This window comes from Chelatococcus sp. CO-6 (assembly GCF_001271345.1).
Classification (GTDB): domain Bacteria; phylum Pseudomonadota; class Alphaproteobacteria; order Rhizobiales; family Beijerinckiaceae; genus Chelatococcus_A; species Chelatococcus_A caeni.
Map to the genome: position 1 here is coordinate 337,598 of NZ_CP012398.1, position 20,898 is coordinate 358,495.

General features: G+C 70.1%; 16 protein-coding genes. 1 reads left to right on the forward strand and 15 read right to left on the reverse strand.

The window, feature by feature from the left end; all coding sequences use genetic code 11:
* Positions 1-183: 183 nt before the first annotated feature.
* Together ligA and AL346_RS01785 are read right to left on the reverse strand one after the other, a co-directional pair.
* Positions 184-2,361, reverse strand: a complete 2,178-nt coding sequence (gene ligA / locus AL346_RS01780) for an NAD-dependent DNA ligase LigA (protein ID WP_026015041.1) — start codon at positions 2,359-2,361, stop codon at positions 184-186.
* A 60-nt stretch (positions 2,362-2,421) separates the two neighbouring features.
* Positions 2,422-3,354, reverse strand: a complete 933-nt coding sequence (locus AL346_RS01785) for a LysR substrate-binding domain-containing protein (RefSeq protein ID WP_053193181.1) — start codon at positions 3,352-3,354, stop codon at positions 2,422-2,424.
* A 110-nt stretch (positions 3,355-3,464) separates the two neighbouring features.
* On the opposite strand from AL346_RS01785, the gene AL346_RS01790 reads away from it, so the two are divergent.
* Positions 3,465-4,439, forward strand: a complete 975-nt coding sequence (locus tag AL346_RS01790) for a quinone oxidoreductase (protein WP_019401642.1) — start codon at positions 3,465-3,467, stop codon at positions 4,437-4,439.
* A 46-nt stretch (positions 4,440-4,485) separates the two neighbouring features.
* Here AL346_RS01790 and recN read toward each other — a convergent pair whose 3' ends face one another.
* From recN to mraY, 13 genes are all read right to left on the reverse strand, one after another.
* Positions 4,486-6,153: a DNA repair protein RecN gene (recN, locus tag AL346_RS01795; RefSeq protein ID WP_019401643.1), complete on the reverse strand. Its 1,668-nt coding sequence runs from the start codon at positions 6,151-6,153 to the stop codon at positions 4,486-4,488.
* Between the two features lie 16 nt (positions 6,154-6,169).
* Positions 6,170-7,036 carry an outer membrane protein assembly factor BamD gene (locus AL346_RS01800; RefSeq protein ID WP_050996525.1) on the reverse strand — a complete coding sequence of 289 codons (867 nt, stop codon included), beginning with the start codon at positions 7,034-7,036 and terminating at the stop codon, positions 6,170-6,172.
* Between the two features lie 221 nt (positions 7,037-7,257).
* A complete protein-coding gene (gene lpxC / locus AL346_RS01805; RefSeq protein ID WP_019401645.1) occupies positions 7,258-8,205 on the reverse strand; it encodes a UDP-3-O-acyl-N-acetylglucosamine deacetylase in 948 nt (315 codons plus the stop codon).
* 286 nt (positions 8,206-8,491) lie between these two features.
* On the reverse strand, positions 8,492-10,351 hold the full coding sequence (gene ftsZ, locus AL346_RS01810; RefSeq protein WP_053193188.1) for a cell division protein FtsZ: 1,860 nt from the start codon (positions 10,349-10,351) through the stop codon (positions 8,492-8,494).
* Between the two features lie 90 nt (positions 10,352-10,441).
* Positions 10,442-11,779, reverse strand: coding sequence for a cell division protein FtsA (gene ftsA / locus AL346_RS01815; protein WP_019403401.1), 1,338 nt, complete (start codon positions 11,777-11,779; stop codon positions 10,442-10,444).
* Positions 11,776-12,678 carry a cell division protein FtsQ/DivIB gene (locus tag AL346_RS01820; RefSeq protein ID WP_019403402.1) on the reverse strand — a complete coding sequence of 301 codons (903 nt, stop codon included), beginning with the start codon at positions 12,676-12,678 and terminating at the stop codon, positions 11,776-11,778. The genes ftsA and AL346_RS01820 overlap by 4 nt, the downstream gene beginning before the upstream one ends.
* A 41-nt stretch (positions 12,679-12,719) precedes the next feature.
* Entirely contained in the window at positions 12,720-13,643 is a 924-nt protein-coding gene (locus AL346_RS01825) for a D-alanine--D-alanine ligase (RefSeq protein WP_019403403.1), read from the reverse strand.
* 74 nt (positions 13,644-13,717) lie between these two features.
* Positions 13,718-14,635, reverse strand: a complete 918-nt coding sequence (gene murB / locus AL346_RS01830) for a UDP-N-acetylmuramate dehydrogenase (RefSeq protein ID WP_019403404.1) — start codon at positions 14,633-14,635, stop codon at positions 13,718-13,720.
* A gap of 40 nt (positions 14,636-14,675) precedes the next feature.
* On the reverse strand, positions 14,676-16,085 hold the full coding sequence (gene murC, locus AL346_RS01835) for a UDP-N-acetylmuramate--L-alanine ligase (RefSeq protein WP_019403405.1): 1,410 nt from the start codon (positions 16,083-16,085) through the stop codon (positions 14,676-14,678).
* Positions 16,082-17,218 carry an undecaprenyldiphospho-muramoylpentapeptide beta-N-acetylglucosaminyltransferase gene (gene murG, locus AL346_RS01840; protein WP_019403406.1) on the reverse strand — a complete coding sequence of 379 codons (1,137 nt, stop codon included), beginning with the start codon at positions 17,216-17,218 and terminating at the stop codon, positions 16,082-16,084. Before murG ends, murC begins: the two co-directional genes overlap by 4 nt.
* Entirely contained in the window at positions 17,215-18,363 is a 1,149-nt protein-coding gene (locus AL346_RS01845; RefSeq protein ID WP_019403407.1) for an FtsW/RodA/SpoVE family cell cycle protein, read from the reverse strand. Before AL346_RS01845 ends, murG begins: the two co-directional genes overlap by 4 nt.
* A gap of 3 nt (positions 18,364-18,366) precedes the next feature.
* Positions 18,367-19,782, reverse strand: coding sequence for a UDP-N-acetylmuramoyl-L-alanine--D-glutamate ligase (gene murD, locus AL346_RS01850; RefSeq protein WP_053193189.1), 1,416 nt, complete (start codon positions 19,780-19,782; stop codon positions 18,367-18,369).
* 4 nt (positions 19,783-19,786) lie between these two features.
* On the reverse strand, positions 19,787-20,893 hold the full coding sequence (gene mraY, locus AL346_RS01855; protein ID WP_019403409.1) for a phospho-N-acetylmuramoyl-pentapeptide-transferase: 1,107 nt from the start codon (positions 20,891-20,893) through the stop codon (positions 19,787-19,789).
* Positions 20,894-20,898: the final 5 nt, after the last annotated feature.

A 20,898-nucleotide genomic window follows, 5' to 3' on the forward strand; every position in this document is an offset into this window, starting at 1 on the left:
TCAGGTGTCGAACTCGGACAAGCCCGAGTTCGACCGCGCGAGACGGGTGGGGGCGAGGCCGGGGACGGCGCTCTTGATATCTGCCGCTCGCCCCCTCCGTCGCTGCTACGCAGCGCCACCTCCCCCATGCGGGGGAGGATCAAGGCCTCGATGTTCATATGCCGAGCGACGAAAGGGCGCGATTCACGCCCCCACCAGCGTGAACCAGCCGTCCTCGTCGATGACCTCGACACCGAACTCCTGCGCCTTGGCGAGCTTGGAACCGGCCCCCGGCCCAGCCACCACGAGGTCGGTCTTCTTCGATACGGAGCCCGCCACCTTGGCGCCGTAGCGCTCGGCCATGGCCTTGGCCTCGTCGCGCGACATGCGCACGAGCGTGCCGGTGAAGACCACCGTCTTGCCCGCGACGGGGCTCTCGATGGTCGCCGTCCGCTCCATCTCCTGCGGCGTCACTTGCGCAAGCAGCGCATCGAGCGTCGTCTCGTTGTGCGGCTCGGCGAAGAACTGCACCAGCGCCTCCGCCACCACCTCGCCGATGCCGTCGATGGCGTTGAGCTCCGCCCAGGCTTCCGAGGCTTGGTCGCGGGCGGCGATCAGGGCTGCGCGCAGCGCCTCGAAGGTGCCGTAGTGGCGGGCGAGGAGCTTCGCGGTCGTCTCGCCCACGTGGCGGATGCCGAGCGCGAAGACGAAGCGGTTGAGCGGCACCTGCCGGCGCGCCTCGATGGCGGCGAAGAGGTTGCGCACGCTCGTCTCGCCGAAGCCCTCGCGGTCCTTCAGCTTCTTCAGGCCCGTCGCGTCGCGCTCGGCCAGGGTGAAGATGTCCTGCGGGCCGTGCACCAGCCCCTCGCGGAAGAAGAGCTCGATCTGCTTGTCGCCGAGGCCGTCGATGTCGAGCGCGTTGCGCGACACGAAATGCTTCAGCCGCTCCATGGCCTGCGCCGGGCAGGTGAGCCCGCCCGTGCAGCGCCGCACCGCGTCCTCCCGCCCCGTGCGGGGGTTGATCTCGCGCACCGCATGGCTGCCGCAGGCCGGGCACGTGGTCGGGAAGCGGTAGGGCTCGGAGCCGGCCGGGCGCTTGTCCATGACGACGCTGAGCACCTGCGGGATGACGTCGCCGGCGCGCTGGATCTCGACCGTGTCGCCGATGCGGATGTCGATGCCGCCGCGGATCGGCTGGCCGTCGCCGCCGATGCCGCGGATGTAGTCCTCGTTGTGCAGCGTCGCGTTGGCGACGACGACGCCGCCCACCGTGACGGGCTTCAGCTTCGCCACCGGCGTCATGGCACCGGTGCGGCCCACCTGGATCTCGATGTCGATGAGTTCCGTCATCGCCCGCTCGGCCGGAAACTTGTGGGCGATGGCCCAGCGCGGCGAGCGCGAGACGAAGCCGAGGCGCTGCTGCAGGGCGAGGCTGTCGACCTTGTAGACGACGCCGTCGATGTCGTAGCCGAGATTGGCCCGGTCGGCCTCGATGGCGTGATAACGGGCGAGCAGATCCTCGACGCCGTCGCAGCGCTTCATCAGCGGGTTGACGGGAAAGCCCCAGCGCCCCAGCGCCTCGACCACCCCCATCTGCGTGTCGGCCGGCAGGGCCGACACGTCGCCCCAGGCATAGGCGAAGAAGGCGAGCGGCCGCCGCATGGTGACGGCGGGGTCGAGCTGGCGCAGCGAACCGGCAGCGGCATTGCGCGGATTGGCGAAGAGCGGCTTGCCGGCCTCGGCCTGGCGTTCGTTGATCGCCGCGAAATCCACATGGCGCATGTAGACCTCGCCGCGCACCTCGAACACCTCGGGCATGTCGGCGGCGTCGATCTCCTTGGGGATGGCGTCGACGACGCGGGCATTCGCCGTCACGTCCTCCCCCTCCTCACCGTCGCCGCGCGTCGCGGCCGTGACGAGGCGGCCCTTCTCGTAGCGCAGGCTGATGGACAGGCCGTCGATCTTCGGCTCGGCCGTGATGGCGAGCGGCGCGTCGGGGGCGAGGCCCAGGAAGCGGCGGATGCGCACGACGAATTCCGCGACGTCCTCGTCGGCGAAGGCATTCGACAGCGACAGCATGGGCACGCGATGGCGCACCTTGGCGAATTTCTCGCTCGGCCGGGTGCCGACCTTCTTCGTCAGGCTCTCGTCGGTGGCGAGGTCGGGAAAGCGTGCCTCCAGCGCCTCATAGCGGCGCCGCAGGGCGTCGTAGTCGGCATCGGAGATGGTAGGTGCATCCTCGCCGAAATAGCGGCGGTCGTGCTCGGCGATCTCGGTAGCGAGCATCGCGTGCTCGCGCTTCGCCTCCCGCGGCGTCAATACCTCGACGGCGACGTCGCGCAGGGAAGCACCCGCTGTGGAGGACGAAGAACGTTCGGACATGGGCGTCGCGCTCATGGATTCGGGGAGCGCAGACTATATGACAAAGCGGGCCGTCTTCACCTACCTCGTCATCGCCACCCGCCCTTCGCCGTTCAGTCCGCCCGCAGGACCATTCGCACCGCTCGTCCGTACCGGCAGCACGGGCAGACCCTCCACAAGCACGCCCACCGCGGCGTCCACGACCGCCGAGCGCCGGTCGCGGGCATAGAGGCCGTACTGGACCGTCAGCGGCTCCGGCACGCCGGCGGCGGGCTTCAGCACCCTGAGCGCGCCCGTGCGCAGGCTCTCCGGCGGCAGGAGGCCGATGCCGAGCCCGTTCTCGACCGCCGCCGCAAGGGCCGTGATGCTCTGGCTGGTGAAGGTGATGCGATGCTCCCTGCCGAGGGCGACCAGGGCCTCCAGCATGCGCTGGCGCCACAGGCACGGCGCCGCGAAGGCGACGAGATCGAGCGGGCGCGACGAATCCGGGGTGCAATCCACGGCGCACATCCATTCGAGCGCGACGTTCCACGTGACCGCGGCATCGCCGGCGACGGCGGAGGTCGGCGCGATGGCGACGTCGAGCTCCCCCTCCCCCCAGAGCCGGCCGAGCGCGAGCGCATGCTCGACCACCACGTCGAGGCGTATGTCGGGATAGGCCCGGTTGAGCCGGCCGAGCGCTGCGGGCAGCGTCGCGGTCGCGACCTCCTCGGCGAGGCCGATGCGCACGGCGCCGCTGATCTCCGCCTGCCGCAGGCGCGACAGGGCCTCCTCGCTCAGGGCGAGGATGCGGGTGGCGTAGCCGAGGAGCACCTCGCCCTCGGCGGTGGGCACCACGCCGCGGCCGGTGCGCTGGAACAGCTGCCGTCCGACGAGGCTCTCGAGCCGGCGCATCTGCATGCTGAGCGCCGACTGGGCGCGCCCCATCTGCGCCGCGACCTTGCTGAGGCTGCCCTGCCGGCACACGGCGACATAGGTGCGCAGCAGGTCGAGGCCGATTTGCTCAGGTATCATTCCGGCTGAACTCTGATCTCATCGTCATCACTCTACAATGATGGCTCGCGTCACGCTATCTCGCTGTCGAGCCCGGGCGAAGCTTCAGCGCAACCAGACGAGACAGAACGATGCAAGCGATCCGTGTCCACCGCCACGGCGGGCCTGAGGTGCTCACCCGTGAGGAAGTCGATATCGGCCTGCCGGGCCCCGGCGAGGTGCGCGTGCGCAACCGCGCCGTCGGCCTCAACTTCACCGACGTCTACTACCGCTCCGGCGCCTATCCCCCGCCCGCGCTGCCGTTCACGCCGGGCAATGAGGGCGCCGGCGAGGTGGTCGCCGTCGGCGAGGGTGTCGGCGAATTCACCCCCGGCGACCGCGTCGCCTATTACGTCGACACGCCGCGCGCCTATGCCGAGGAGAGCATCGTGCCGGCACGCCTCCTCGTGCACCTGCCCGAGGCGATCGGCTACGAGACGGGCGCGGCGATGATGCTGAAGGGCCTGACGGCGCAATATCTGCTGCGCCGTACCTTCCGCGTCGCGCCCGGCGATACGGTGCTCGTCCATGCCGCGGCTGGCGGCGTCGGGCTCATCCTTGGCCAATGGGCGAAGCATCTCGGCGCGACGGTCATCGGCACCGTCGGCTCGCCGGAGAAGGCGGAACTCGCGCGGACCAACGGCTGCGACCACGTCATCGACTACCGCCGCGAGGATTTCGCGGCTCGCGTCAGGGAGATCACCGGCGGCCGCGGCTGCGACGTCGTCTACGACGGCATCGGCCAGGCGACCTTTCCCCTGTCGCTCGACTGCCTGCGGCGCTTCGGCACCTTCGTCAGCTTCGGCACCGCCTCGGGGCCGATCGAGCCCTTCGACATCATGCTCCTGGCGCGGAAGGGTTCGCTCTTCACCACCTGGCCGCTGCTGCCGGACCATCTCGCGACGCGCGAGGATGTGCTCGCCATGAGCCGGGAGCTGTTCGAGGTGGTGGCGAGCGGCGCGGTCACCATCCCGGTCCACGCCCGCCTGCCCTTGAGCGAGGCCGCAGAGGCCCATCACCGGCTCGAGGCCCGTCAGACGACCGGCGCCACGGTGCTGCTGCCTTAAGCTTGCGGGAGGGATTGGAGCGGCTGCGCGCCTGGCCTTCAGGCGCTCAGCTTTCCGTCTCCAGCAGCCGCGCCGCGGCGGCGCGCGCCTCGTCCGTGATGGTCGCCCCGGCGAGCATGCGGGCGATCTCCTCCTGGCGCATGCGCTCGGCGAGCGGCGTCACGCGCGTCGCCACCTTGTCGGCGGTCGCCGCTTCCTTGGCGATGAGGAGATGGTTGGCGGCGCGCGCGGCGACCTGCGGGGCGTGGGTGACGGCGACGACCTGCACCCGCGCCGCGAGGCGCTTCAGGCGCTGGCCGATGGCATCGGCCACGGCGCCGCCGACACCTGTGTCGATCTCGTCGAAGATCAGCGTCGGCGCCGAGCCCTTGTCCGCCAGCACCACCTTGAGCGCCAGCATGAAGCGCGACAGCTCGCCGCCGGACGCGACCTTCATCAGCGGGCCCGGCCGCGTGCCGGGATTGGTCTGCACCCAGAACTCCAGCCTATCGAAGCCTTCCGCCGCCTCGATGCTGTCGTCGGTGTCGATGCGGGCGATGAAGCGCGCCCGCTCCAGCTTGAGCGGCGGCAATTCCGCGTTGACGGCCGCTTCGAGCTGGGCCGCCGCCTGCGCGCGCCCGGCGCTGAGGCGCGCCGCCGCCGCGCGATAGACGGCGCTCGCCTCGTCGACCGCCGCAGTGAGCCGGCCGAGCTCCGCCTCGCCGGCATCGATGGCGGCGAGATCGGCCAGGAAGCGCTGGCGCAGGGGCGCGAGGTCGTCCGCCGGCACGTCGTATTTGCGCGTCGCGGCCCGCAAGGCGAACAGCCGCTCCTCCACCCGCTCCAGCTCGCGCGGATCGAAGGCGGCCGCACGCAGCGCCTCCTCCAGCGCGGCCCGCGCATCGTCGAGCGCGACGAGGGCCGCATCGAGGGCTGCGACGCTCGGCTCGACGAGGCTCGGCGCCTGTTGCGTGCGCCGCTCCAGCCGGCGCACGGCGGCGGAGAGGACCGGCACGGGCGAGGCATTGCCGGCAACGGCATCGAAGGCCTCGTTGAGGTCGCTCGCCACCTTCTCCGCCTGCATCATGAGCTGGCGCCGCTCGGCGAGAGCCTCCTCCTCGCCGGCTTCCGGATTGAGCGCCTCGAGCTCCTCGGCCGCATGGCGCAGGAAATCGGCCTCCTTGCGCGCGGTCTCGACGCGGGCGCGGTGGCGCACGAGCGCCGCCCGCGCCTCGCGCAGGCGCGCATGGGCCGCTTCGACCGCCGCAGCCTCGGGCTGCAATTCGCCGAAGACATCGAGAATGGCGCGGTGGGTGGCCGCGTCGACGAGCGCCCGGTCGTCGTGCTGGCCGTGGATCTCGACGAGCGCGGCGCCGATCGCCCTCAGCGCCTGGACGCTGACCGGCTGGTCGTTGACGAAGGCGCGCGTGCGCCCGTCCGCATGCTGGACCCGGCGCAGGATGAGCGCGCCGTCCTCGGCGATGTCATAGCCGCGTGCCGCCTGCCAGGCGGGATGCTCGCCCGGCACCTCGAAGACGGCGGTGACCTGCCCCTGCGCCTCGCCGTGGCGCACGAGGCCGCCGTCGCCGCGCCCGCCGAGGGCGAGCGCGAAGGCGTCGAGCAGGATGGATTTGCCGGCACCGGTCTCGCCGGTGAGGACGCTGAGGCCGCGATCGAAGGCGAGATCGAGCCTGTCGATCAGGACGATGTCGCGGATGGCGAGCTGGACGAGCATGCCGTCCGCGCCGCGATCAGCCGCCGAGCCCCACGGAACGCGTGAAGCCGCGGAAAGCCCGGCTGATCCACGAGCCCGTGTCCTCGCGCGGCTCATGCCCGCCGCTCTGCAGCAGCTTGTACGCGTCCTTGTACCAGGGGCTGTCGGGGAAGTTGTGGCCGAGCACGGCCGCCGCGGTCTGCGCCTCGCTGACGACGCCGAGGGCGAGATAGGCCTCCGTCAGGCGCTCCAGCGCCTCCTCCACGTGGCGCGTCGTCTGGTACTTGCTGACGACGTCGCGGAAACGGTTGATGGCGCCGGTGTAGTTGCGCCGCTGCAGGTAATAGCGGCCGACCTCCATCTCCTTGCCGGCCAGCTGGTCGCGAACCACCTGCAGCTTGAACTTGCCGTCCTCGGCATATTCGGAGCGGGGATAGCGCTCGACGAGCTCCTGGAAGGCCTCGAGCGCCTTTTCCGTGCGCTCCTGGTCGCGCGTCACGTCCGGCACTTCGCGGTAGTAGGACATGGCGAGCAGATACTGCGCGTAGGCCGCATCCTCGCCATTGGGATAGAGCGTCAGGTAGCGCCGGGCGTCGTTGACCGATTCGCTGAACTCCCCGCCCTCATAGGAGGCGTAGGTCTTCATGATCAACGCCTTGCGCGCCCATTCGCTGCGCGGATAGGTCTTGTCGATCTGGTCGAACTTCTTCGAGGCATCCGGATACTCGCTCTTGGCGAGCAGGCCGAGGCCTTCGTTGTAGAGGTTCGCGGCCGGCACGTCGGGGACGAGCTCGGGCTTGTACTTGTCGTCCTTCTCGAAGGGATTGAGCGAGGAGAGCGTGTCGCACGCCGTCAGAGAAAGGCCCAGCGCCGCGCATGCGAGCAGCCTGCCGATATTCGGCATCAGCGCGCCGGTCCGGGCGGTCTTGGACGAAAATGCAGAGCGCATTACCTCACCTTCCTCCACTGCGGCCCCACGGCCACGGCTCACCATCGCTCGACGGTTGGGCTGTTTAACCCAAAGCCACCGCTTCCGCCAAGGTCTGGAAAAGCATTGCGAGCCGATTTCGACGGCGGCAACCTGCGGGGCTGAAAACGGCGTTTCGATGGCGCCGCAAGCGGACGTCAGTGGATGTCGGGCGCGTAGGCCGGCACGGCGATGCCGCCCGCGATCTCCGCATGGCCCTGCTCGCGCCGGGGCTCGCCCTCGACGATCGCGTAGTTCGCGCGGTCCGAGAACAGGGCGTCGAGAACCATGAAGTTCAGCCGGTGCCCGCCGCAATAGGAGTGATAGTTGCCGATCAGCGGCAGGCCGGAGAGGGCGAGGTCGCCGATCGCGTCGAGCAGCTTGTGGCGCACGAACTCGTCGGGATGGCGCAGGCCCTCCTCGTTGAGGATGCGGTCCTCGCCGAGCGCCACCGTGTTGTCGAGGGAGGCGCCGAGGGCAAAGCCCGCCTTCCACAGCCGCTCCACGTCGCGCATGAAGCCGAAGGTGCGGGCATTGGCGATCTCGCGCCGGTAGACCGTCGCCGACAGGTCGACGATCTTGCGCTGGCGGCCGATCAGCGGCGTGTCGAAATCGATCTCGACATCGAGGCGGAAGCCCTTGTCGCGCGGCTTGAGCTCGGCGAAGGCCTTGCCCTGCTGCACGCGCACCGGGCGCAGTACCTTCACGTAGCGGCGCGCCGCCGACTGGGAGGCGAGGCCGACGCGGTCGAAGGCCTCGACGAAGAGGGCGGCGCTGCCGTCGAGAATCGGGATCTCCGGACCATCGACCTCGATCAGCGCATTGTCGATGCCGAGGCCGGCGAGCGCCGACATGAGATGCTCGATGGTGGCGACCGCGCCCGAGTCGCTTTCGCCGATGACGGTGCAGAGCTCCGTCGCGCTCACGGCGATGTGGCGCGCCTCGATCAGCCGCTCGCGGCCGTTGGTGAGCCCGGTCCGCAGGAAGACGATGCCGTGGTTGACGTCCGCAGGATGAACGGTGAGCCGCACCGGCTTGCCGGAATGAACGCCGTTGCCCGTCAGGGTCACGGTATCACGAAGCGTCGTCTGCCCGTTGGCTTTCATTCTTTTCGGTCCCGTCGCCCGGAGCGGGCGGATGTACTCAAGACAGTGCAAGGCTTGCGACTCTTGCCGAGGCACGTGATTCGCGACATCGACGTTTCGAATCCCGCGCGAGTTGCGTGGAACATAGTCGTGCCGCCAAAAGCGACCAAATCACGCTTTCTTACTGTCTGTTACACTGATCGTCGGGCCCTCACGATACATGTAAACCTTTGAAAAATATTAACGAAAGAAAAACCCCGGGAGCTCGCGCCCCCGGGGTCGGATCATGGCCTCGAGAAGGCGGCGCTCAGTTGGCCTGACGGCGCAGGAAGGCCGGGATCTCGAGCTGGTCGTCGTCGATCGTCCGGTTCGGCGCGGGGGCGCGGCCGTGTGGGTCGAGCGCGCCCTGTGCCGGCCGGTAGCCCTGCGCCTGCGGGCGCTTGGCATATTCGGCGTGCACCGGCGAGGGAGCCGGCTGCGGCGCCTGCTGGCGCACCGGCTGCGGCGCGGGCGCCGGGGCGGCCGGCTGGTGGTCGTCGCGGCGGCCGAGGCCGACCGAGGCGATGCGCTGCAGCAGGGACATGCGCTTGTGGTCGGCGCCGTGGTCCTGATGCTCCGGCCGCGCGGCGCGGATCTGGTTCTGCACCGGCAGCGGCAGCTCGTCGACGCGCGGCATGCGCGTCGGGCGCACCACGGCCCGCTCGGGCTGCGGCGGGATGAAATGCTCCTGCATCTCATGCGGCGCCGGCTCGTGCATGACCGGGGCCGGAGCCGGGGCCATCGCCGCCGCCATGGCAGCGCGCGGCGCGGCGGCCGGCGCGATCATGACGTCGTGCCGCACGTGTTCCGCACGCGGCATCTCCTGGCGAACGGGCGCAGCGACGGGAGCCGCAACCGGGGCGGCGGCCGGCGCCGGCGCCGGCTCGGCGACCGGCTGGACGAACTCGGCGGCCGGAGCCTGCGGAGCCGGCATCGGCTCCACCGGCGCCGCCACGGGAGCCGGGGCAGCGACCGGCGCGGGAGCCGGCATCGGCTCGGGCGCGACCGGCGCGGCGGCGACGCGCGGCGCCGTCTCGATGGCCGCGGGGCGCGGCGCCACGGCCGGATGCGTCGCCCGCTGGCGCGCCTCCGAGCGCAGGCGCTCGGCGACCTCGGCGATGCGCTGCTCCGTCAGCGACAGGTCCTGCGCGTTGTGAATCAGCTCCTGGTCGATGCCGGTGGCGACGACCGAGACGCGGATCGTGCCCTCGAGGCTCTCGTCGAAGGTGGCGCCGAGGATGATGTTGGCCTCGGAATCGACCTCCTCGCGAATGCGCGTCGCGGCTTCGTCCACCTCGTAGAGCGTCAGGTCCGGGCCGCCCGTGATGGAGATGAGCAGGCCGCGTGCCCCCTTCATCGACACGTCGTCGAGGAGCGGGTTGGCGATGGCGGCCTCGGCCGCCGTGATGGCGCGGCCGTCGCCGGAGGCTTCGCCCGTGCCCATCATCGCCTTGCCCATGCCGCGCATTATTGCACGCACGTCGGCGAAATCGAGGTTGATGAGGCCTTCCTTCACCATGAGGTCGGTGATGCAGGCGACACCCGAGTAGAGCACCTGGTCCGCCATGGCGAAGGCATCGGCGAAGGTGGTCTTCTCGTTGGCGACGCGGAAGAGGTTCTGGTTGGGGATGACGATCAGCGTGTCGACGGCCTGCTGCAACTCGCCAATGCCGGCTTCCGCCACCCGCATGCGGCGCTGGCCCTCGAAGTGGAAGGGCTTGGTCACGACGCCGACGGTCAGGATGCCCATGTCGCGCGCGGCGCGGGCGATGACGGGAGCCGCCCCGGTGCCGGTGCCGCCGCCCATGCCGGCGGTGATGAACACCATGTGCGCACCCGACAGCTGATCGCGGATCTCGTCGATCACCTCCTCGGCGGCCGCGCGGCCCACCTCCGGCTGCGAGCCGGCGCCGAGGCCTTCCGTCACCTGCAGACCCATCTGCACGATGCGCTGGGCGCGGGCGCTGGTGAGCGCCTGGGCATCGGTGTTCGCGCAGACGAACTCGACGCCCATCAGCCCCGACTCGATCATGTTGTTGACGGCGTTGCCGCCGGCGCCGCCGACGCCGAACACCGTGATGTGGGGCTTCAGTTCCCGGATGTCCGGGGCTTGCAGATTGATCGCCATGGTCGTGGCCTCTTCTTCTCAAACGGCGCCCGGCTGCGCGCCCCTCTCACTCCGGTTCCAGACTGTCGCGGCCGCCGCGCCGCTCCAATCTCAGAAGCTCTCCCTGAACCATCGTCCCATTCGGGACAGGTAACCATCCGTGCCTGTCGCGAGCATGGTCCGGGCCGCCTTGGGCTCGAAATGCTCGATATGGGCGACCTGCGGGTAGACCAGCAGACCGACCGCCGCCGCAAAGGCGGGTCCCTTCGCGGCTTCCGGCAGCCCCTTGATGCCGAGCGGCCGGCCGATGCGCACCTGGGCCGAGCCTTTCGGACCGGCCAGGATGCGCCTGGCGACTTCCGGCAGGCCCGTCAACTGCGAGGCCCCGCCGGTCAGGATGACGCGCCGCCCGTCGGCCGGGGCGAAGCCCGCGGCCTTCAGCCGGTCGCGCACCAGCTCCAGGATTTCTTCGACACGCGGGCGGATGATCCGCACCAGATGCGACTTCGGCATGTGGTTCGGCACGTCCCGCTCGCTCTCGTCGACGAGCGGCACCGCGATGATCTCGCGCTCGTCCGACGCGGAGGGGAGCGCGCCGCCGTAGAGCGTCTTGAGGCGCTCGGCCGCGGCGAGGTGCGTCGACAGGCCCCGCGCCACGTCCATGGTGACATGATGGCCGCCGACGGCGACCGCGTCGGCATGGACGAGATGGCCGGCGAAGAAGGCGCCGAAGCTCGTCGTGCCGCCGCCGAGGTCGATGACGAGCCCGCCCATCTCCGCCTCGTCGTCGACGAGCGTGGCGATGCCCGCCGCATAGGGGCTCGCTACGATCGCCTCGACGTCGAGATGGCAGCGCTCGACGGCCAGCATCAGGTTGCGCGCGGCGGAAGCTTCGCTCGTCACGACGCTGAGGTCGACGCCGAGGTTCTCGCCGATCATGCCGACCGGGTCGAGCACGCCCTTCTGCCCATCGAGCGCATAGCCCGTTGGCAGGGCGTGCAGCACGACGCGGCCCGGCTTCAGGCTGTGGGCGCTCGCGGCATCGAGCACGCGATGCACGTCCGCGCTCGTCACCGTGCCGCGGGTCGCGACATTGGCGGCGAAGCTCTGGGCGGCGAGCCGCCCGCCGGTCAGGTTCACGATGACCGACTGCACCTCGACCTTGGCCATCCGCTCGGCCGCATCGACGGCCTGGCGGATCGCCTGTTCGGCCGCCTCGAGATCGACGACGATGCCGCCCTTGAGGCCGAGCGAGCGCTGGTGGCCGATGCCGAGCACGCGCACCTGGTGCGTGCGGCGGCGCAGCACGTCGCTGTCGCTCGCCGGCAGCAGCTGGGCGATGAGACAGACCACCTTGCTGGTGCCGACGTCGAGCACCGACAGGAGGGTGCTCTTGCGGGCGGACAGCGGCTTCAGGCGCGGCGTCAGGCCATTGCGCAAGGAGCTCATATGTCCGCCTCCTTGCCGCTCGCGGGCTTCTTCTTCGCCGCCTCGGCGCGGGCGGCCGCGGCCTCGACGCCGAGCCGCATCACCACCCTGTCGGACAGGCGCATGTCGATGACGAGAATGTCCCGCTCCAGGATGCGGTCGCTCTCCTCGAGCTCCGCCAGCCGGGCGACCGCCGCCGTCGGGTTCGCCTCGGGCAGGCGCACCTCGAGGCCGTTGTCGAGGATGAGGTTCCAGCGCCGGCCGGCGATGAGCGAGCCCGCCCTGATTCGCTCGCGCAGGGAGCCTGCGGCGTCCAGGAGTTCGAGATAGTCGGCCGAGTGCACGTTGGCGCGGTCGCCGACGACGAGCGGCAGGCGCGTGTAGCGCGCATCGTTCAGGAAATCGATGACCGTCCCGTCGGCGGCGACGACGAAGACCTCGCCGTTGCGCTGCCAGAGCGCGAAGGGCTCCCGCTCGGTGATCGTGATGGCGAGTTCGTTCGGATAGAGCTTGCGCACCGACGCCTCGCGGATCATCGGCACAGCCTCGAGGTTCTGCCGCACCGCCGCGGGATCGATGAACAGCACCGAACTGTTCGGCGAAATGCCGCCCGCGGCGAGGATTTCCGCCGGCCTGAGCTCGGCGAGGCCGGAGATGACGACCTGCCTGATGCCGAAGCCGAAAGCGCGGGCGACGGCGTCGCTCAGGGTGCCGTTCTCGGCTCTGAAACGGTCGACGTGCCCGCCGGCGAAGGCGCCATAGAGACCGATGCCCGCGAAAAGAGCGATGGTGAGCGCGCTGCCGAGGCCGCGCGGCAGCCGCCGGCGGCCGCCGACGCGCACGTAGCCGCGCCGGCGCAATGCCCGGAACAGCCGCAGGCGTGGCCATTCCGGCGCGGCGAACAGCGCGCCGGCGGGCATGGCCGCAGCGGCCGAGATCGCCCCGCGGGGGCTTCTCGTTCCTACCGGTCGCAGGAGGCGTCCTCCACCATCCATCGCATTAGCTCGCCGAATGAATACCCCGCATGCGCGGCTAGTTCGGGCACCAAGCTGGTCTCGGTCATGCCGGGCTGCGTGTTGACCTCGAGGCAGACGAGCTTGCCAGATCCCTCTGGCCGGTCGTCGTACCGGAAGTCGGCGCGGGAGACGCCACGACAGCCGAGTGCTTGATGCGCCGTTAACGCCAACTCTTCGATCTGTTGGTAAATTTTTGGTTTAATTTTTGCCGGGAGGATGTGGATCGAGCCACCTTTCGCATATTTTGCATCATAGTCGTAAAAGACGCCGGCCGCCGGCCGGATGTCTATGACACCCAAGGCTTTGCCGCCCATCACGGCGCAGGTGAGTTCGCGCCCGGCGACATATTCCTCGGCGAGCAGCCAGTCGGTGTGCGGCCAGTCGGGCCGCGTTAACTCTTGCGGCGGATGCGAGCGCTCCTCGCGCACGATGATGACGCCGACCGACGAGCCCTCGTTGACCGGCTTCAGCACGTAGGGCGGCGGCAGCACATGGCGCTCGGCCGCCTCGCGCCGGTGCACCACGACGCCGTGCGCCACCGGCACGCCGGCGGCCGCCATCACGAGCTTCGCCTTGGCCTTGTCCATGGCGAGCGCCGAGGCCAGCACGCCGGAATGGGTGTAGGGCAGGCGCATGATCTCGAGGATGCCCTGGATGGTGCCGTCCTCCCCCGGACTGCCGTGCAGGGCGTTGAAGACGACGTCGGGCCTCAGCCGGTCGAGCACGGCGGCGATGTCGCGGCCCACGTCGATGCGCGTCACGCGGTAGCCCTCCCCCTCGAGCGCATCGGCGCAGGCCTTGCCCGAGTTGAGGGACACTTCGCGCTCGGCGGACAGGCCGCCCATCAGCACCGCAACGTGTTTGGTCATGTTCCCGCATCCTTATCCAACGAGGTGCGGCACCGGCTCGCCAATGGAGCGCCGGGCCGCGGGTCGGCGCAGCGTCAGGCCACGCCCACCCGCTTGATCTCCCACGCGAGCATCACGCCGGAGTGCGCCTGCACACGCCGGCGCACTTCCTCGCCGAGGTTCTCGATCTCTGTTGCCGTGGCGCCACCGAGATTGACCAGGAAGTTGCAGTGCATCTCGGACACCTGCGCCTGGCCGATCCTGAGCCCGCGGCAGCCGGCGGCGTCGACCAGCTGCCACGCCTTCGCCCCGTCCGGGTTCTTGAAGGTGGAGCCGCCGGTGCGTGTGTTTACCGGCTGGGTCGCCGCCCGCGCCTCGGTGATCTCGTTCATGCGGGCGAGGATTGCCGCCGGATCGCCGGGCCGGCCGGCGAACAGCGCCTCGACGAAGACGAGGTCCTCCGGCACGCCGGCGTGGCGATAGGAGAATTTCATGTCCGCGCAGGAGAGCACGTGGCGCCGGCCCTTGCGGTCGAGCGCCCGCGCCGCGACGAGCACATCCTTGACCTCCCCGCCATAGGCGCCGCCGTTCATGCGCAGGGCCCCGCCGACGGCGCCGGGGATGCCGCGCAGGAAGGCGAGCCCGTCGATGCCGGCCTCGGCCGCGGCGCGCGCCACCTTGACGTCCGGCGCCCCGGCCCCTGCCCGCACCCGGCTGCCCTCCTCCACGCTCACCTCGGCGAAGGCCTTGCCGAGGCGCAGGACGACGCCCGGCACGCCGCCGTCACGCACGAGGAGGTTCGAGCCGAGGCCGATGACGGTGAGCGGCACCTCCTCGGGCAGGTTGGCGAGAAAGAGCGCGAGATCGTCCTCGTCCGCCGGCGTGAACAGCACCTGCGCCGGCCCGCCGGTGCGGAACCAGCTGAGCGGCGCAAGCGGCGCATTGGCCACGAGAGCACCGCGCAGGCCCGGCATCGCGGCGGCAAGCTCGGCGGTGATGTCGGGAAAGCTCATGGCGTCGCCTCATGGGGATCGTGGACGGGGCGCTCCCCTGTCACGCTCCCTCCCCTGCCTCGAGTTCACCGGGCAGGGCATAGGCCCAGTTGGTGATCGTGCCGGCGCCGAGGCACACGACATAGTCGCCGGGCCGGGCGAGGCGGCGCACGATGGAGGCGAGCGCCTGCGGTCCGTCGAGGGCGATCGCCTGGCGGTGGCCGCGGGCCTTGAGGCCGGCGATGAGATCGTCGCGCTCGGCGCCCGCGATCGGCTGCTCTCCCGCGGCATAGACCGGGGCGACGATGACGGCGTCGGCATCGTTGAAGCAGGTGCAGAAGTCGTTGAACAGGGCCTTGAGCCGCGTATAGCGATGCGGCTGCATCACCGCGATCACCTGCCCCTTCGTCGAGGCGCGGGCGGCGCGCAGGACGGCGGCGATCTCGACCGGGTGGTGGCCGTAATCGTCGAAAATGGTGACGCCGTTCCACTCGCCAGTGCGGGTGAAGCGCCGCTTGACGCCGCCGAAGCCGGCGAGCGCCTTGCGGATCGCCTCGGCGCTCATGCCGAGCTCGTGCGCGACGGCGATCGCCGCCGTGGCGTTGAGCGCGTTGTGGTGACCGGGCATGGGCATGACGAGGTCCGGGATCACCGTCTCGGCGCCTGTCTTGCGGTCGCGGATCAGCACCTTGAAGCAGCTCTTGCCGCCGTTGAGGTCGATATCGATGAGGCGCACGTCCGCCTGCGGGTTCTCGCCGTAGGTGATGACGCGCCGGTCCTCGATCTGGCCGACGAGGTCCTGCACCGTCGGATGGTCGATACACATCACCGCAAAGCCGTAGAACGGCAGGTTCTCGACGAAGGAGCGGAAGGCCGCCTTGATGGCGTCGAAGGTCTTGAAATGGTCGAGGTGCTCGGGGTCGATGTTGGTGACGATCGCGACATCAGCCGGCAGCTTGAGGAAGGTGCCGTCGGACTCGTCCGCCTCCACCACCATCCAGTCGCCGGCCCCGAGGCGGGCGTTGGTGCCATAGGCGTTGATGATGCCGCCGTTGATGACGGTGGGGTCGAAGCTGCCGGCATCGAGCAGCGTCGCGACGATCGAGGTCGTCGTCGTCTTGCCGTGCGTGCCGGCGATCGCGACGCAGGTCTTGAGCCGCATCAGCTCGGCCAGCATCTCGGCCCGGCGCACCACCGGCAGGCGCTTTTCGCGCGCGGCGGCGAGCTCCGGATTGTCGCGCTTGATGGCGGTGGACACGACGACGACCTCGGCATCGCCGAGGTTCTCGGCCGCATGGCCGACGGAAATGGAAGCCCCCTTCTCGCGCAGGCGCTTCACATTGGCGTTGTCGCTCGCATCCGAGCCCTGCACCGTGTAGCCGAGGTTGAGGAGCACCTCGGCGATGCCCGACATGCCGATGCCGCCGATGCCGATGAAGTGGATGGGGCCGAGCTCGCGCGGCAGCTTCATGTCGTCGTCTCCGTTTGCGAGGCTTCTTCTTGGGCGAGTTTGCCGATGCGTATGACGAGCGCGGCGAGACGCTCCGCCGCGTCGACGATGCCCGCGCTCTTGGCTGCTTCGGCCGCCTGCGTCAATGCCTCGGGCGCATCGAGGCGCGCCTCGATCTCCGCCGCGAGGCGGGCGGGCGTGAATTCGCCCTGCGCAATGACGCTGGCCGCGCCGATCGCCCCGAGGCTCGCGGCATTGGCCGCCTGGTCCTGGTCGAGCGCGCCGGGCAGCGGCACGAGGATGGACGGGCGGCCGATGACGGAAAGCTCGGCCACTGTGGAGGCGCCGGCGCGCGAGACCACGAGATGCGCCGCGGCCATGCGGCGCGGCAGGTCGTTGAAGAAGGGCTCGATCTCGCAGGAGACGCCGAGGCGCGCATAGATGCCGCGCACCCGCTCCAGATCCTCCGGCCGGGCCTGCTGGACGATGTGGAGGCGCGCGCGCGCCGCTTCGCCGAGCTGCTCGACCGCAACCGGCACCACGTCGCTCATCACCCGCGCGCCCTGGCTGCCGCCGAAGACGAGGAGCGACAGGCGCTCGCCGGCCGCAAGCGGCCGGAAGGGCACGGCCGCGGCCTCGATGACGCTGGGGCGCACCGGGTTGCCGGTATGCGTCGTCTTGGCGCGCGCCGCCTCGCTCAGGCCCTTCACAGCGGCGAAGCCGGTGGCGATGGCCGTGACGCGGCCCATGAGGAAGCGGTTGGCGCGGCCGACGACGGCGTTCTGCTCGTGGATGACGCTCGGCACCATCGCCATGGTGGCGGCGAGCACCGGCGGCACCGTCGGATAGCCGCCGAAGCCGACGACGACGGCCGGCCGGCGCTCGCGCATCAGGCGGCGCGCCCGCCAGACGCCCCGCGCCAGCGTGACGAAGGACTGCACGGCGGCGAAGGGCGAGCGCCGCGACGGCGTTGCCGAAGGGATGACGAAACGCTCGCTGGCCGGGAAATGATGGGCATAGGCGGCCGCACGCTCGTCGGTCGCGAGCGCCACCGCGACTCCGCGCCGGCCGAGCGCCGCCGCCAGCGCCTCGGCCGGGAAGAGATGGCCGCCGGTGCCGCCGGCGGCGAGGAGGACGAAGCGCTCCTTGCTCATCGCGCCTCGCCCCAGCGCCGTGGCCCGGCGTCGTAGATCTCGGCTCGCGGCCTGCGGCGCGTCAGGGCGATGAGGAAGCCCATGCCGATGGCGAGCGAGAAGAGCGAGGAGCCGCCATAGGAGATGAAGGGCAGCGTCATGCCCTTCGCCGGCAGCAGGTGCACGTTCACCATCATGTTGATGGAGGCCTGGATGCCGAAGAGCGTCGCAAGCCCCGTCACCGCGAGGCGGCAGAAAGGATCGTCGTTGCGCTGGGCGAGAATGAGGCTGCGGATGACGATGAAGGCGAACAGCAGCACGATGGCGATGCACACGACGATGCCGAATTCCTCCGCCGTGGCGGCGAAGATGAAGTCCGTATGGGCGTCCGGCAGGATGCGCTTGACCGTGCCCTCGCCCGGCCCCTTGCCCAGCCAGCCGCCCTGCGCGAAGGATTCCATCGCCATGTCCACCTGGAACGTGTCGCCGACATCGTCGTTGAGGAAGCGCTCGATGCGGCCGCGCACGTGCGGGATGAACTCATAGGCCGCGACGAGCCCGGCAAGGCCCATGCCGCCGATGCCCGCCACCCAGAAGATATGCAGCCCCGCCGCGAAGAACACGGCCGCCCACACCAGCGTCACGAGCATGGTCTGGCCGATGTCCGGCTGCAGGATGAGCGGCACGATGGTCGCGGGCAGGATGAGGATGGCGAAGATCGTTCCCGGCATGTCGCGGCGGCGCCCGCCCTCCGCGAAGAGCCAGGCGATGAGCACGACGAAGGCCGGCTTCACGAATTCCGACGGCTGCACGGTGATGCCGGCGAGCGAGATCCAGCGGCGCGAGCCCTTGACCTCCGGACCGACGTAGAGCGCCGCGACGATGAGCGCCATGCCGACGATGAAGACGAGGAGCGCGACGCGCCTCACCTGGCGCGGCGTCAGCAGCGACGTCCCGATGAGCAGGAGAATGGCCGGCAGCAGATAGAAGACCTGCCGGTTGATGAAGTGGAAGGTCGGCAGCCCGAGCCGCTCGGCGACCGGCGGCGCGCCGCCCATGAGGAAGACGATGCCCGCCACCATGAGCACGCCGAGCGCGCCGAGGGTGAAGCGGTCGACCGTCCACCACCAGTCGGCGAGCACCGTCCGTTCTGCGCGCGACACCATGGCTCACTCCTTCGCGAAAGGCACGAGGCCGGGCAGGGCCAGGACGAGATCGCGGAACCGGTCGCCGCGTATCTCGAAATTGCGGAACTGGTCATAGGACGCACAGGCCGGCGACAGCAGGACCACCGGCTCGGCCTCCGCCGAGGCGGCCGCATCTTCCGCCGCCCGTGCCACGGCGACATCGAGCGTGCCGCAGCGCTCATAAGGCACCCGCCCGTCGAGCGTCGCGGCGAAATCATCGCTCGCCGCGCCGATCAGATAGGCCCTGGCGATGCGCGGGAAGAGCGGCGCGAGCGGCGTGATGCCGCCCTCCTTCGCCTTGCCTCCGGCGATCCAGTGGATGCCGCCGTCGAAGGCCGAGAGCGCCTTCTCCGCCGCATCGGCATTGGTCGCCTTGGAATCGTTGACGAACAGCACCTTGCCGGCCCGCCCGACCTGCTCCATGCGGTGGGCGAGGCCGGGGAAGCGCGCAAGGCCCGCGCGGATGACGCCGAGGTCGATCCCCGTCGCCATCGCGGCGGCGGCCGCCGCCGCCGCGTTCTGGGCATTGTGCGCCCCGCGCAGGGAGCCGATGCCGGCAAGGTCGATGCACGCCGCGACGGCGATGGCATCGTCGGGGCCCGCCGCCCGCAGCGTCAGGCGATGCGGCTCCCAGGACCAGCCTTCCTCGAGCATGCGCTCCACCGAGATGGTCTCGAGCGGCCGCCCGAGCGCGACGCGCCGGCCGGCGATGGCGCGGCAGAAGTCGTCGTCCACGCTGATCACGGCGAGCCCGGAGCCGGCGACGAGCCGCTCCTTGATGGCGGCGTAGTTCGCCATCGTGCCGTGCCGGTCGAGATGGTCGGGCGTAATGTTGAGGAGAATGCCGACGCTCGGCGCGAGCGAGGGCGCAAGGTCGATCTGGAAGGACGAGCACTCGACGACATAGGCGCGGCCGGCCGCGAAAGGCTCCAGCGCCAGCACCGGCGTGCCGATGTTGCCGCCCGTCTGCACGTCGAGCCCGCCGACCTTGAGGAGATGGGCGACGAGCGCCGTCGTCGTCGACTTGCCGTTGGTGCCGGTGACGGCGATGAACGGCGCCTCGGGCATGAGCCTCGCCCGCTCACGGCAGAAGAGCTCGACGTCGCCGATGATCTCGACGCCGGCCGCACGCGCGAGCGGCACCGTCCAGTGCGGCTCGGGATGGGTCAGCGGCACGCCCGGCGAGAGCACGAGCGCGGCGACGCCGTCCCAGGCGATGTCGCGCAGGTCCTCGACGGCGATGCCCCTCGCGGCCGCGGTGACGCGCGCCATCTCCCCGTCATCGTAGGCGACGACGTCGGCCCCGCCAGCCACCAGCGCCTCGGCCGTGGCGAGCCCCGAGCCGCCGAGCCCGAAGAGCGCGACCCGTCTGCCGGCGAAGGAGGTGACGGGGATCATCGCCTCACCTCAGCTTCAGGGTCGACAGGCCGATGAGCGCGAGCACCACCGAGATGATCCAGAAGCGGATCACCACCTGCGGCTCCGTCCAGCCGAGCTGCTCGAAATGATGGTGGATCGGCGCCATCTTGAAGACGCGCTTGCCGGTGAGCTTGAAGGAGGCGACCTGGATGATGACCGACAGCGCCTCCACGACGAAGAGGCCGCCGACGATGGCGAGCACGATCTCGTGCTTGGTCGCGACCGCGATGGTGCCGATGAGGCCGCCGAGGGCGAGCGAGCCCGTGTCGCCCATGAAGATCTGCGCCGGCGGGGCGTTGAACCACAGAAAACCGATGCCCGCGCCCATGACGGCGCCGCAGATGACGGCGAGCTCGCCCGTGCCCGGCACGAAATTGATCTGCAGGTAGTTGGAGAAGATGGCGTTGCCGACGAGATAGGCGATGAAACCGAAGGTCGCGGCCGCGATCATCACCGGCACGATGGCGAGGCCGTCGAGCCCGTCGGTCAGGTTCACCGCATTGCCCGCGGCGACGATGACGAAGACGCCGAAGGCGATGAAGAACCAGCCGAGGTCGAGGAGCAGGTCCTTGAAGAAGGGGATGGCGACCGAGGTGGCGAGGAGATCGCGCGTCGGCGGCAGGTCCGCCCGCGCCACGAGGACGATGGCGATGCAGGCGATGCCGGCGATCAGCGCCTCGATGGCGAGGCGCGAGCGGCCGGAAAAGCCCTTGTGGGACTGCTTGGTGACCTTGAGATAGTCGTCGTAGAAGCCGATGGCCCCGAAGCCGAGCGTCACCAGGAGCACGACCCACACATAGGGGTTGGCGAGATTGGCCCACAGCAGGGTGGAGACGACGAGCCCGGACAGGATCATCAGCCCGCCCATGGTGGGCGTGCCCTTCTTCGTCAGCAGGTGCGACTGGGGCCCGTCCTCGCGGATCGGCTGGCCCTTGCCCTGCTTGATGCGCAAGGCGGCGATGATGGCCGGGCCGAACATGAAGACGAAGAACAGCGCCGTCGCCGTCGCGGCGCCCGTGCGGAAGGTGATGTACCGGAAGACGTTGAGCCCCGGGATGATGTCGCTGAATTCGGCGAGCCAGACGAACATGTTCT